We start from the raw sequence: 13,416 nt of genomic DNA, 5'->3' as shown, positions 1-13,416 counted from the left end.
TTACGGTTGTTTTTTGGGGACTTGAGACTGCTTCAAATTTTCGCACAAATTTCGGTTAATCAGGATACTAGCCAGCCTGTGTCCGAGTTCATTCCAGTGACCCCCACAGGGTACAGAATTATCAAAACCGTGGGCGCAAACTTGATATTTTTCAGTGTAACCTTGGATCTGTTCGGATAAATTCAGTACCCGAAAACCCTCGCGCGCGCCCAACTTTTCCAGCCGCCTATCGGGATAAAACAAATCCTGAATGTTGTTCTTTCTCATAAAATTTTTTCGCCTCTCGGCATCCGGTATAACTTGCATCGGATCGCCGATCGTCACAACCCAGAAATCAGCATTTTTCTGCACAACTTCATTCCGCATCGTCACAATCAAACCCTCTGTCACCCTCCAAGCCTCTTGCCAAGCTGCATTCGGAGGTTCCTTGAGGTTTTGGGTACTTAAAGTGGTAAAATCCTCAGATAACTCGCGCTTTTTCCTTTCTAAGTCTACTTTTTTAATAACCTGCAAAATGCGCGAATTTTTTACGAGGAAACTAGGCATCCGGTCTACGAAGGAAACTGCTCTTTCGTTGCGGTCAATCGGCGCCAGATTGCGGAAAGACATATCCGGTACTAACTTGCCGCTAGCATCATAAGCAAAAAATGGTCGATAGCGATCGTATTCCAGTTTTGGGGAGTTGTTAATTACATCATTGCCAATAAAAAAGGCAAGAATTACAATATCAGGATTGTAATCCCACACTTTTTTTCGCAGCATTATCAATTGTTGAGCAGTACCGTAACCCTGCACCCCGAAATTCATGACCTCAACATTTTTGCGTCCCTTGACAGCTTCGCAGTTGCCTAACTTTCGTTCCAATTTCGACCAGAAAGTTTGTTCGACAGGTACCTGAATTGCTTCGGTGAAAGAATCGCCCAAAACCGCCACGCGCAAAGTATTTGGAGGTTTTGCTTTTGTATGTTCGCGATCGCGCAAACCCTCGCTATTCACCTGCACAAGACTCGCACCTTCCCCATTCCACTCCCCCGACGCACCCGGTTTCAGCTTCCAGCCCAAATTCGGATCGGAAGTGTGGAAACGAGTTGGCGCCGAGTCTACGAAATCTCCTATTTTTTGATAGCCCTCAACTCTAGCAAGTCGCAACCCAACTTCACCAATTACCACCCCCATCAATAAACCGCCGAGTGTCAAACCCAAATTGACACCCAAATTTTTCAACTTGCTCATTATTTCAAAACAGCGTGTAAATAAATGGAGCAATCACAGAACCCTGACTCAATACAATCAAAGCTCCCAAAAAGACTAAAGTCACAATTAAGGGCAACAGCCAATACTTTTGGCGTTCTTTCATAAACGCCCACAAATCTTTGAGAAAATCTAAAGTTGCTTCAAACACTTAAAAAGGACGCTCCATACTAACTTTTGTTCTTGCTTTACTTGGGATGCGGTATGTATCCATTTTCGGATTGAGTTTGCGTCGCATTGCATCTTCGCCGAAAATGTTTTTGAGCACTCCCATCGGCCAAACTATCAGATAAAAAACTATCCCTAGGACGAGCGGCGTTTGGATTTTGTGGAGGATGAGTCCAAACCGCATCCACGCGTGATAAACGGGATTCAGCGATTTCGGCGCAACCAATCCTAGCACGATTAGCACTGCGCCGACTGCCCAGGGCTGCCAAGGTAGAGAATGTCGCCGCAGTAAAGGTACTGCTAAACCGAAGATCACTGCAATCAAGCTGCCAATTAGCAGCCCGAAATCGCGCAAGCCTTTTTTATCTAGTTTTTTAATTTCGTCGCTCATTAGAAATGGGGAATTGGGAATTGGGAATTGGGAATGGGGTATTGGGAATTAGTTATTAGTTATTCGTTCCAACAAATAACTAATAACTAATAACTAATGACTAATCTAGTTCAAATTCATTTTTCCAAGCATCATCTTGTTTCCAAGGAATTTGTTCGGACTTGGGAAGCAAGTAATTTTCCAAAACCAGATAGTCCATTTCGGTTCGCATGAAACAGCGGTAAGCATCCTCTGGAGTGCAAACAATGGGTTCGCCTCGGACGTTGAAAGAAGTATTTACCACAATAGAACAGCCCGATCGCTCTTCAAAATGACTGATTAAGTCATAGTAGCGAGGATTGGTTTCTTTGTGAACAGTTTGAATGCGAGCCGAGTAATCGACGTGGGTGACAGCCGGAATCTCCGAGCGCGGAATGTTCAGCTTTTCAATGCCAAACAACTGCTCTTGTTCGGGAGTCATCGGAATACGGAGACTGGACTTGACAGGTGCTACTAATAGCATATAAGGGCTAGAATGGTCAATCTCGAAATAATCCGCAACTCGCTCGGCTAAGATTGACGGAGCAAAAGGTCGAAATGATTCCCGATATTTAATTTTCAGGTTCATCACGGACTGCATTTTAGCACTGCGGGGATCGCCAATGATCGATCGACCGCCCAGAGCCCGCGGCCCAAATTCCATCCGCCCTTGGAACCATCCCACCACATTTCCCTGTTCCAAAATCTCAGCCAACTGCGGCATTAATTCGGCATCGTCCAATCGGTGATAGCTAGCTTTGACAGCATCCAAATATTCGAGAATTTCTGCGTCAGTAAACCTCGGGCCCAAATAAGAGCCGCGCATTTGATCGTGACAAGTTAAATGAGCAACAGACTTCGCCAAAGTTGCCACAGCTTGGTTGGCAGTGAGAACTTCACTCCTCTCCTCAACCGCTGCGTTTGTAGTCACAAGTTCAGTTTTGAGGGATTCTCTACTATTTGCTGTCGAGTTGGCGCTCACAGTGCGAGTTTGTTCGCAATACTGGTACCAAATCGCCAAAGCCGCGCCCAAAGCACCGCCAGCATCTCCCGCCGCCGGCTGAATCCAAATATCTTTGAAAATACCTTCCCGCAAGAGTCTACCGTTAGCAACGCAGTTGAGAGCAACGCCGCCGGCAAGACAAAGATAATCGACATTCAATTCTTTCTTAACTGTTCTGCAAAGCCGCAAAACAACTTCTTCGGTAACAACTTGAATGGAAGCTGCAATGTCCATTTCCCGCTGTGTCAATTTTCCTTCAGCTTGACGCGGAGGCCCTTCAAACAGTTCGTCAAACTTCTTGTTTGTCATGGTTAAGCCAACTGTATAGTTGAAATAATCCATGTTCAAACGGAAAGTTCCGTCATCTTTGAGGTCGATTAAATAGTTGAGAATTTTGTCTACATACTTGGGTTCGCCGTAAGGTGCTAAACCCATGAGTTTGTATTCGCCAGAGTTGACTTTGAAGCCGGTGTAATAGGTGAAAGCTGAATAAAGCAAACCCAAGGAGTGGGGAAAATCAATTTCCCACTGAGGTGTAAGTTCGTTGCCGTCTCCCAACCAAACCGAGGTTGTCGCCCACTCGCCCACGCCGTCGAGGCACAAAACGGCTGCTTTTTCAAAGGGGCTGGGAAAAAATGCCGATGCTGCGTGCGATTGGTGGTGTTCGGTAAATAGCAGAGATGGCAGTTTATTCGTTTTGCAGTTTGCTATTGCTGCCAGATCTCTTTTGAGCATGGTTTTGAGGTAAAGCTTTTCTTTGAGCCATATCGGCATGGCTGCTAGGAAAGAGCGAAAACCTTGGGGTGCGTAGGCTAAATAGGTTTCGAGAAGGCGCTCGAATTTGACTAAAGGTTTGTCGTAAAAGACTATGTGATCGAGTTCCCGCAAATCTATTTTCGCTTCTTTCAAGCAATAAGCGATCGCATTCTTAGGGAATCTGGCGTCATGCTTTTTGCGGGAAAATCTTTCTTCCTGCGCTGCTGCTATAATTTCTCCGTCGCGAATTAAGGCTGCGGCGCTGTCGTGATAGTACGCCGAGATTCCAAGTATGTTCATCGCTCTCCTCACAAATCGCAATGCGTTTGCTTTTGACTATTTAGAATAGCTAACGATTATAGCTGTTTCAGTGCTGATTGGGAATTGAATTTTGCGATCGCCTCTAATTTTACCGGGATCGATGTCGGTGGGCCGCCGGAGGGCGATCGGCTGTTAGAGAGCATTTAAGCTAGCGCCGGCTAATCCTGCGCCCCCAAGCTCTGAAGTAAGTAACCAGCGGGAATTGATAAAATTCACCTACCAACCACAGGACAATGCCTAAATGCGACAAAAAAGCTAAGCCTGTCCAAGCTACGGGCAGCCACGACAACCGGCTGCCGGGAACCGGGGGAAAATAGTAAGCTGAAAGTCCGAGCAAGGTAGTGGGAAGGAAAATTAGACCAATAGCCGCTGCAAAGTAGGGCCATCCGAATTCTACGCCTTCGAGGTGGGCTCCTATCCACTGTTTGCCGTTCCAGTGCCAAGTTACGGGCGGTTGGCGATCGGCCATTTGGAGCGATTGTCTTTCCACGCTTGCGGTATAAATGTGCTGGCAGAAGTTGCAAGCTAGGGCGTCCATCATCGCTAGGGTGGAAATTTGACCGGTGCGGCACACGGGACAGGGATATGTATCTTGAGGGTTGAAAGGTCGGGTTGATTTTTTAAAAATCTGCATAGATCAGGCTGTTTGTCAAGATATTGAGCGATCTTAACAAAGTACAGAGATTATGGGTTGGCTGATGGCGGTTTTTGTATCTAGATTGTTGGTGATTTAACAGGTTTTTTCACGCTTACGTGTCCTAGGGGTTAATGCAGTTTCATGGTGGATGATTCGGATTAATTGCGGTGATTGTTGCTGTACCGAATTCTGGCTCCTGCCCAGTGAAGTTTTTCCCTCAAAGTGTTGAAATAAGAATAGTTTTCCCGCAAAATGATAAACTGGGCTTCGCAGTCTGCCCTCCGCACGTCTACGCGCTGTCCCGGCCAAATTGCAGTACCCAAAATGCCGTCTGTCCAGAGTTTGGTACTGAGTTCGTAATCTGCTAAAGGCCAAATGCTGACGACTGAACCGGGCGGGAGTACGATCGCCCGACTGGATAAACTCAAAGGGCAAATTGGAGTAACTGCGATCGCCTCCATTCCCGAGTGCATAATCGGCCCGTTGGCAGATGCGGTGTAGCAAGTCGAACCGGTGGGAGTTGCCACAATTAAACCGTCGCCTTGATACTGATCGACTACTTCGCCGTCAACTTCCATTTCTAGAATACAGCTCGGCATTCGATCGGCTGAAGCAGGTTTGACACACATTTCATTTAGTGCCAAAAATCGATCGCTTTGGGGTTCGAGATTGCTTCTGTTTCCCTCAAAAACTGTTGCCTGCAACATCATCCGCTTCTGCACAGCATACCTATCTTCCGAAAGTCTGTCCCAAATATCCTCAGTATTTTGGAAATCCTCAAAAGACTCGGTTAAAAAGCCCAGATGTCCCCCCACATTCGCTGCCAAAATCGGGATGCCGTCAGCCGCCAAATTCCGCGCCGCAGCTAGGGCAGTACCGTCGCCGCCCAGCACTACCGCTAAATCAATTGGGCTGTTAATAGAAGCTAAAAACACCGGATACGGGTTATCTTTCGGGCCACTGGGCCCCATTAAAACCTGACACCCGCGACTTTCTAATTGGCGGGCACACTGTTCTGCCCACCGCTGGCTGAGGGTATCTCTGGCTTTGTGGGCGATAATTACTTGTTTTAGTTGCACAACCTATCGATTTTAGATTTTGGATTGTTAGATTTTAGAGTGAGCTCACAATCTATGGATTTTGGATTTTTGATTGTTAGATTTTAGGCTGAGTGAAATATCTTAAAATATTCGAGCGCACAAATTGGTTTTGGACATCAGGTTAGATTTTAAACTATTTTTGAGCATTGCGAGGCAGAGCCTGTGGATCTGCGTTACCAGGCAGATCCTGGTAAAAAGAAAGCCGGGAATAATAAATATTATTATGACTGCATTTCCACATCTTCCTTCTTCCTTCACCCCTCGCTGCGGCTGGATTTGGGCCGTGGCCAGATAATGCTGGAATCGGCCGCGAGTAGGCGAGAAACTGCGATCGCCCCAAAGCGGTTGAGGTGGCTGGGGTCAAAAAAATAGTCGTTACGGCCCGGCCACCGCTGCGACAAGTCGCGGAAAGCGAAGCCTTTTTGCCGCGAGAGTTGCTGCATTCGCTGCCGGAACTGCTGTTCTGCCCGCAGGCGAGTTCCGTCTAAGTAGTCGTTGGTGAGGGGTAAATTGACGAAAATTAGGGGAATTTTGCGAGCTTTGGTAAATGCTACAACTGAATTAAAGGCTGTTGCTTGTTTGCCTCCGAGGTTAAAGTTTTCGTAGTCGCGATCGTACTGGCCTGAAACGTAAGCACGTTCTCGATAATAAGTGTTGGGGTTGTAAGTGCCCGACATAGCCATGAATCCGTTAGAGTCGATCGAATCTGCCAATTGGTTGAGTTGTCTGATGGCTACTGTTGTGCGTCGCGAGACTGGAATCAATTGTGCTTTTTGGGTTGCTGCATTCGCTGCGATCGGTTTTAAATCATATCTTGCAGCATTCTCAGCAACGGGCAAGATGCCCGTTCCACTAGACAGGAATTTGATTTTGGGGTGGGTGTCAGCAACGGGCAAAATGCCCGTTCCACTAGACAGGAATTTGATTGGGGGGTGGGTGTCAGCAACGGGCAAGATGCCCGTTCCACTGGACAGGAATTTGAGTGTAGGGTGGGTGTCAGCAACGGGCACGATGCCTGTTCCACTGGACGGGAATTTGATTGTAGGGTGGGCATCTTGCCCGCCCCTGAAAGGTCGATCGACAGATGCCAATGCTTTGCGGAAAGTGTTGTTAGCGCAGGGCTGCGGGAATCTGTAACACAGCGGAATCTCGTTGGGTTCATCCAACTCCAGTTCGGGGCGAATGCCTGCTGCTAAAAGTTGGCTGCCTTCAGAATCGACGATCGAATTAAAAGTGCGATCGTCCCGGCCGCTGTTAAATGCCCGCACACCATCCGCCCAGACAATCATTTGAGGCAAATGCTCCGGCTTCAAAAGCCGCCGCAGTTGAAAGTCAACTACTTGTGCAGTTGCGCCGTTGACTGAAAAGTTAAATACTTTTAAGCTCGGACTGCCCCTTTGGGCCAAAGATTGTTTTAGCTGTTTGGGATCGACGCCCTGCAATGCGCGGGAACTACCGACAATCAAAACATCTGGCGGCCCGACCGCAGCAACGTAGGATAGGTAAAGTTCGAGTTGTTCGTTGAGCAAATCGCTGCTGAAGCTGACTGTACTGGCTTGCGATCGGGTTGCGGTCGCTTGCTGCTGAGAATAAACCAGGTTTCTCATGTACTCGATTACTTTTTTCTCCGCAAACGCCCGTCTGGGACTGCCGGCGGGAACGGCTTGCATCCAGGCGACGGCCTGCACCCACAGGGCGGCTACTTCGTCCCAGTCTTGTTTTGAATTGGCTGATTGAGCCAAATTAGAAGCTTGGGTGGCAAAGTTAACTGCCTCGGTGAAGCCATCGTTTTGAGGGCATGAAGAAACGCTGACGGATTTTTTGGATTTGTTGGATTTGTTGGGGTTTCGGGCTAACAGAGAGGTTGGGGACTGCGCTAAGACTGCGGATTCGATCGAACCCGATGGCGCTGCGGTGTTGGGCGGCTTGGTAGACGAACATCCCAAAGTTAAGGCTAGCAAGGCGGTTGCGGCACAGGTACGTTTTAAGATGCTGGTGCTGATGCTAGCAATGTAGCGGCGAATCATAAAGCTTTCAGCGATCGCGAAACATTAATAGATATTACCGCAAGCCACCATTGGTCTGCAGCGGCGATGGTGACTTTTGAGTATTTATGTATGGGATTCGATGACTGCTTCGGCTTGCAGGGCGATCGACCTCAATTTATCCAGTGTATCCTGGTTTGCACTCTGCCATAACCCCCGCTGACGAGCTTCTAGCAATCTTTCCGCCATATCTCGCAGTGCCCAAGGATTGTTTTCTTGAATAAATGTCTGCACTTTCTCATCAAAAATGTAAGCCTCTGCGATTCCTTCATACATAAAATCCTCTACACAATTTGCCGTAGCATCGTAAGCAAACAAAAAATCAACAGTTGCTGCAATTTCAAACGCGCCTTTATAACCGTGTCGCATTGCACCTTCTATCCATTTGGGATTCACAGCCCTGCTGCGATAAACGCGCGCAATTTCTTCTCTCAGTTGCCGCACTTTTGGATTTTCGGGAATCGAATTGTCTCCGAAATAGGTTTCAGGATTTTTGCCTTGCAAATTGCGAATTGCGGCCGTCATTCCCCCTTGGAATTGATAATAATCATCCGAGTCGAGGATGTCGTGTTCGCGGTTGTCTTGGTTTTGCAGAACTATTTGCATTTGGCCGAGGCGTTTTTCAAATGCTTCGGGTGCAGAACATCCCCATTCACTCTGTTTAACTCCTGCTACATCTCCCGGCAAATTTGAGGAACTAGAGGAGGTATAGGCGTAACTGCTCCAATTAATGTAAGCTTTTGCTAAATCGCTGTCGTCTGTCCAGTTTTGAGCTTCAATTATGCCTTGAAGCCCTGCGCCGTAAGCACCCGGTTTTGAACCAAAGACTCGAAATTGCGATCGCCCTTGCGCCTCTTCCTGACTCAAACCTGTAGATTCCCAATACTGAATCTCTGCTTGAACTTGTGCTGCTAAAGGATTATTTTCTGCCGATTCGTCTAAATCTGCCACAGCTTTTACTGCACTGTCAAACAAATCAATTAAATTAAAAAAAGCATCGCGGAAAAAGCCAGAGATTCGCAAAGTAACATCAACGCGCGGCCGCCCCAAAACAGAAACTGGCAAGATTTCAAAATCTACAACCCGGCGCGAAGGCCCATCCCAAACTGGTTGAACTCCTATCAGCGCCAAGGCTTCGGCGATGTCGTCTCCCCCCGTCCGCATGGTGGATGTTCCCCACACTGACAAACCCAAAGTTTTCGGATATTCGCCGTTTTCTTGAGTGTATCTTTCGATTAAAGTTTCAGCAGCAACTCTGCCAACTCTCCAGGCGGTTTCTGTGGGAATGGCACGGATATCTACTGAGTAAAAATTGCGGCCGGTGGGCAATACATCTGGTCTGCCGCGAGTGGGCGCGCCGGATGCGCCGCTTGGTATGTGCCGCCCATCTAGTCCGCGCAAAAGGTTGGTAATTTCTTGGTTTGTTTGGAGAAGTGAAGGTAAAATATAGTTGTTTATCCACTCTATTTCTTGTTGGGTTGCTTCTCCTTTTTGGATATTTTTAACCGCAGATGAACGCGGATGAACGCGGATATTTTCGATTAAGTTATCTACTAATTCAACGGCTTTTTCTTCGAGTTCTGCTGTTAAATCGCCTGCTGTGCGGTGCTGAATTATCGAGGTTGGATCGCAGGTTAAGGGGTCGAAATCGTAGCCTGAGTCTTGTGCTAGGGCGCGGGTTAAGCCCGATCGCCCGTTGGTCGGATGGCGGGCGATCGCAATTATCAAATCTCTCAACTGTCTACCTTCGGGGCACTGCCCAAAAATGTGCAATCCGTCGCGAATTTGGGATTCTTTGAGTTCGCAAAGATAGCCGTCTGTGCGAGTGATAAATTCTGTAAATTCCGATTTATTTAGTTGTATTCCTAAGTCTTTATCTAAGTTTTCTTTGTTGGTGAGGGCGAGAATGCGATCGCGAATCATGGGCAATCTGGACGGATCTAAACTTTGGGCTTCGCAATACTCATCAATTAAGGTTTCCAACTGCTGCAAAGGCCCGTAGAGTTCGGCGCGAGTCATCGGCGGTGTCAGGTGGTCGATAATCACGGCTTGCGATCGTCTTTTTGCTTGGGAACCTTCCCCCGGATCGTTGACAATGAAGGGATAAAAATTCGGCATTGCGCCTAATGCTACTTCTGGATAACATTTGTTAGACAATGCTATACTTTTACCGGGAAGCCATTCTAAATTGCCGTGTTTTCCGGCATGAATTATAGCATCAATTCCAAAGTTTTCTCGCAGCCAGTAATAGTAAGCTAGATAATTGTGAGTTGGTTCTAAATCCGGTGCGTGATAATTTAATGCGAGGTCAAGTTCGTATCCCCGCGATGGTTGAATTCCTACAAATACATTACCGAACTGAATCCCCGGAATTGGAAAAGACGTATTGTTACTTATAAAATCTTGTGCATAGCTTCCCGGAAGCCCCCATCTTTTACAAATCCCATCTTGCACTTCCTGTGGCAAAGTAGCAAAATATTCTTCATATTCTGCCAAATCCAAAAATTGATGAACAGGCCGCAATTCGCGTCCTTCCGGGTCATTTGTCACGCCAGAAGTCAGGAGTTCAATTAACTCGTTGCCGCTAGCGGGGATGTTTTCAATTTTATAGCCAGCTTGCTGCATAGCTCTGAGGATTTCGACACAGCTAGCGGGCGTATCTAAGCCGACACCGTTGGCTAAGCGGGCGTTGCGGGTGGGGTAATTTGCTAAAATTATGGCGATGCGTCTGTTGGCGGCTGGGGTTTGTTTCATTTTCACCCAATTAGCGGTTAAATCTGCTACAAATGAAATGCGATCGCCCGCTGCTACATAGCCTACTACATCTGTTTCTAATTCGCTGTTCCAAGTCTGTACCGCTTTAAAAGAAACAGCCCTAGTAATGATTTTTCCGTCTACTTCCGGCAATGCTACATTCATCGCCACATCCCGGGGCGAAAGTCCCTGAAGTTCCGTTTCCCACTGTTCCAAACCGCCACCGCTGAAGATTGCTTGCAATACGGGAACGTCTAAGGATTTTAAGCTGTTTTGTGCCGGTTCTTGACTGCTGAAACCCGAGACTGCAAAACTTGTGGTGTTGAGCAATAATTGAATGGATTCTGATTCTTTAGGTTGGAAATATTCTAGTAATTCTATTTGCAAATCTGGTTCCCGCAGAGAAGACACAAAGACGGGAACTGATACTAAGTTTCGCTCTGCTAGAGCTTGACAAAGTGCATCAATTGGTGCTAAGTTTCCTGATAAATAATGAGCGCGATAAAATAAAATTCCGACTTTAGATGTAGAAGTAATGTCCCCGTGTCCGCAAGTTGGGGACGATTCAATTTGCTTTTTCCAATCGTAAATTCCGACGCGGGAAACTGTTTGAGGTAGCGGTGGATTGTAAGCAGTTTTCAGGCAAGTATCGGCTGCAAATTTGAGTGCGTTAACAAAATTTTGGACTCCGCCTTCTGTGAAATAGCGCCAAAGTTGATTGACTGCTGACAGCGATACATTGGAATGGCTGATTAAATCGGGATCGGGGCTGTCTTCTCCCGGCATTACAATCAGTGATGCGTTAGTTTTATGCACAGTTTCTCGCAGGATTTCTAACCCGTAAGACCAATAAGAACGCCCTCCTAAAAGTCTTAAGATTATGACCTCGGCGCGTTCTAAAACTTCCTCGGCATAAGTATCAATTGTTAGTTGTTGCTGCAACTGAAGCAGGTTTACTGCGCGCACTTTGGGAAATTTTGCCGGCATTTTGGATGCGGCGGCTGCGAGAGTTTGAATGTCGGTGTCAGCAGCACTAATAAATACTATTGGTGCTGGGGTTTGCTGAATAAAAATTACTCCTTCTGATTGAGGGTTCCAACCTCCGGGTGTGGCTGCTATTTTGTGCATTAATTTTTTTTTATTTTAATAAATAGTGAGATAAAGTGCGATCGCCTTTACTATAACATGACTTATACATAAATAAAGGCTAGGGCGTGTTTCCCAACCCGGACATCCCCGCCCAACCGAGAAAGGGCGGGCACGGGGACACCGCCCCTACATTCGGGGGGAGAATGAGCGTCAAAGTCCCGAAAATCTCAACCTATAAACTGATAAATAAAACTCCCAAAATCATGATTCCGGCCCCTAATAATCTTTCTTGAATATCTTTTTCCTTAAAAATGAAATGACCGAACAATACACCCATTAACACGCTAGTACGCTTAATCGCGATCACTCGCACTACGAAAGTTAAGGTCAAAGCTTGCATTTGAAAAATTATTCCAGTAGCATTGATAAACCCCATAGCAGCTAGCATTGGTAATTGTTTGAGAATTTGTCGCCCTGGATTTGGGGTTTTGTGCAATAAAACTGGCAGTAGCAAAACACTCATTGTACCAAACAAAGAGAATACCCAAAAAATAGGGTAGGAATTGGTAACTCCTATTTTGTCACAATTTGCGGCAATACTCCATAGTAATGCGACGATTAACATCAATTTTGGCCCGGGTTCATCCAGCAGTGCTTTGAATGGGGCTAAATATCCTTTAGATTTCTCTTTGATATTTAATAAATAAGAGCCTGCTACGATTAGTAAAATGCCAATATAATCAAATAATTTGGGATATTCACCAACAATTAACGGTGAAGTTACCAACATAAATAAAGGTGTCAAAGCTACCATCGGTAGTGTCAGGGATAAATCTGATACTTTGATGGCTTTGATGTAGAGGAGGGCTGTGACAGCGTTGATGCTACCTCCGATTAAGAGGGCGAGCCAAAATTGAGAGTTTAATGCCGGAATTCCTGTATAAAGTACCCAGGGAATCAAAAAGATGACTGAAAAAAATGAGAAAGACCAAGCGACGACATATTCGTCACTTTTTTTGAGGTTTTGTTTGCCAAAAACGTCTTTGACGGCTTCAAAGAAAGCACTCAAAATTCCAAAAATTAACCAAGTCAACCTAAATATGCGCTCCTGACTCGCTCGTCGTTTAGCAAATCCGCTCCAATACCTGTGAGGGTAATATTACCAGCTTCTAGCACGTAACCCCGATCGGCAATTTGCAGTGCTAAACTGGCGTTTTGTTCGACTAAGAGAATTGTAACGCCTGTGGAGCGGAGGTTTTGAATAATTGCAAAAATTTCTTTGACGATCGCGGGTGCTAAGCCTAAACTGGGTTCGTCTAATAATAGCAGTTTCGGGCGCGACATCAGAGCACGGGCGATCGCCAACATTTGCTGTTCCCCGCCGCTGAGGGTTCCTGCTAGCTGGCGGCGCCTTTCTGCTAGGCGCGGAAATATCTCAAATTGGCGCTCTAAATCGGCTTTTACTGCCGCCGAGTCCGATCGAATATAGGCCCCCAATTCCAAGTTAGTCAACACCGTTTGCTGCGCCAAAACCCGCCGCCCTTCTGGACTGTGCGCGATTCCCAATTTCACAACTTCGTGAGCTTGGCGGCGGCTAATATCGCGCCCGCTATAAATAATTTGTCCTTGCCGCAAATTAACTATTTTAGAAATCGCTCTCAGGGTGGTACTTTTGCCCGCACCGTTGGCACCGATGAGACTGACAACCTCGCCTGCATTAATCGTGAGATTAATATTTTGTATGGCTTGAATTCCCCCATAACTTACAGAAACATTTTTGAGTTCTAAGAGGATGTTTTGGGTTGTTTTGGGTGGGCTATGTTGCATTTTTTGTGACTTGATTTTTGATGACCAAACTGTCTCTTTTCCAGCAGTCCTCCAGG

General features: G+C 46.5%; 10 protein-coding genes. All 10 read right to left on the bottom strand.

What is annotated here, in order from left to right; genetic code table 11:
- Entirely contained in the window at positions 1-1,233 is a 1,233-nt protein-coding gene (locus tag QUB25_RS15870) for an SGNH/GDSL hydrolase family protein (RefSeq protein WP_333184070.1), read from the bottom strand.
- A gap of 4 nt (positions 1,234-1,237) precedes the next feature.
- Positions 1,238-1,402: a DUF5989 family protein gene (locus QUB25_RS15865; protein WP_190657062.1), complete on the bottom strand. Its 165-nt coding sequence runs from the start codon at positions 1,400-1,402 to the stop codon at positions 1,238-1,240.
- Positions 1,403-1,810 carry an SxtJ family membrane protein gene (locus tag QUB25_RS15860; protein ID WP_333184069.1) on the bottom strand — a complete coding sequence of 136 codons (408 nt, stop codon included), beginning with the start codon at positions 1,808-1,810 and terminating at the stop codon, positions 1,403-1,405.
- Between the two features lie 100 nt (positions 1,811-1,910).
- Complete coding sequence (locus QUB25_RS15855; RefSeq protein WP_333184067.1) at positions 1,911-3,887, bottom strand: carbamoyltransferase; 1,977 nt, start codon at positions 3,885-3,887, stop codon at positions 1,911-1,913.
- Between the two features lie 169 nt (positions 3,888-4,056).
- Positions 4,057-4,542 (bottom strand): hypothetical protein, encoded by a 486-nt coding sequence (locus tag QUB25_RS15850; protein ID WP_333184065.1) that lies wholly within the window; start codon positions 4,540-4,542, stop codon positions 4,057-4,059.
- A gap of 161 nt (positions 4,543-4,703) precedes the next feature.
- The gene (locus QUB25_RS15845) at positions 4,704-5,624 is read right to left on the bottom strand and encodes an NAD(+) kinase (RefSeq protein WP_333184063.1); all 921 of its coding nucleotides are present in this window, start codon (positions 5,622-5,624) and stop codon (positions 4,704-4,706) included.
- 275 nt (positions 5,625-5,899) lie between these two features.
- The gene (locus tag QUB25_RS15840) at positions 5,900-7,672 is read right to left on the bottom strand and encodes a hypothetical protein (RefSeq protein ID WP_333184061.1); all 1,773 of its coding nucleotides are present in this window, start codon (positions 7,670-7,672) and stop codon (positions 5,900-5,902) included.
- An 84-nt stretch (positions 7,673-7,756) separates the two neighbouring features.
- Positions 7,757-11,572: a cobaltochelatase subunit CobN gene (gene cobN / locus QUB25_RS15835; RefSeq protein ID WP_333184060.1), complete on the bottom strand. Its 3,816-nt coding sequence runs from the start codon at positions 11,570-11,572 to the stop codon at positions 7,757-7,759.
- A gap of 193 nt (positions 11,573-11,765) precedes the next feature.
- Positions 11,766-12,626: an EamA family transporter gene (locus QUB25_RS15830; protein WP_333059531.1), complete on the bottom strand. Its 861-nt coding sequence runs from the start codon at positions 12,624-12,626 to the stop codon at positions 11,766-11,768.
- Positions 12,623-13,360: an ABC transporter ATP-binding protein gene (locus QUB25_RS15825; protein ID WP_333039061.1), complete on the bottom strand. Its 738-nt coding sequence runs from the start codon at positions 13,358-13,360 to the stop codon at positions 12,623-12,625. Before QUB25_RS15825 ends, QUB25_RS15830 begins: the two co-directional genes overlap by 4 nt.
- Positions 13,361-13,416: the final 56 nt, after the last annotated feature.

This window comes from Microcoleus sp. B3-D7, assembly GCF_036705305.1.
Taxonomy (GTDB): domain Bacteria; phylum Cyanobacteriota; class Cyanobacteriia; order Cyanobacteriales; family Microcoleaceae; genus Microcoleus.
Note: the sequence above shows the minus strand (reverse complement) of the source record. Positions and strands in the feature narration are given on the sequence as shown.

Bases quoted from the DNA above. Each gene is read 5' to 3' on its own strand.
- QUB25_RS15870 (WP_333184070.1), bottom strand. From the start codon at position 1,233: ATGAGCAAGTTGAAAAATTTGGGTGTCAATTTGGGTTTGACACTCGGC.
- QUB25_RS15860 (WP_333184069.1), bottom strand. From the start codon at position 1,810: ATGAGCGACGAAATTAAAAAACTAGATAAAAAAGGCTTGCGCGATTTC.
- QUB25_RS15855 (WP_333184067.1), bottom strand. From the start codon at position 3,887: ATGAACATACTTGGAATCTCGGCGTACTATCACGACAGCGCCGCAGCC.
- QUB25_RS15850 (WP_333184065.1), bottom strand. From the start codon at position 4,542: ATGCAGATTTTTAAAAAATCAACCCGACCTTTCAACCCTCAAGATACA.
- QUB25_RS15840 (WP_333184061.1), bottom strand. From the start codon at position 7,672: ATGATTCGCCGCTACATTGCTAGCATCAGCACCAGCATCTTAAAACGT.
- cobN (WP_333184060.1), bottom strand. From the start codon at position 11,572: ATGCACAAAATAGCAGCCACACCCGGAGGTTGGAACCCTCAATCAGAA.
- QUB25_RS15825 (WP_333039061.1), bottom strand. From the start codon at position 13,360: ATGCAACATAGCCCACCCAAAACAACCCAAAACATCCTCTTAGAACTC.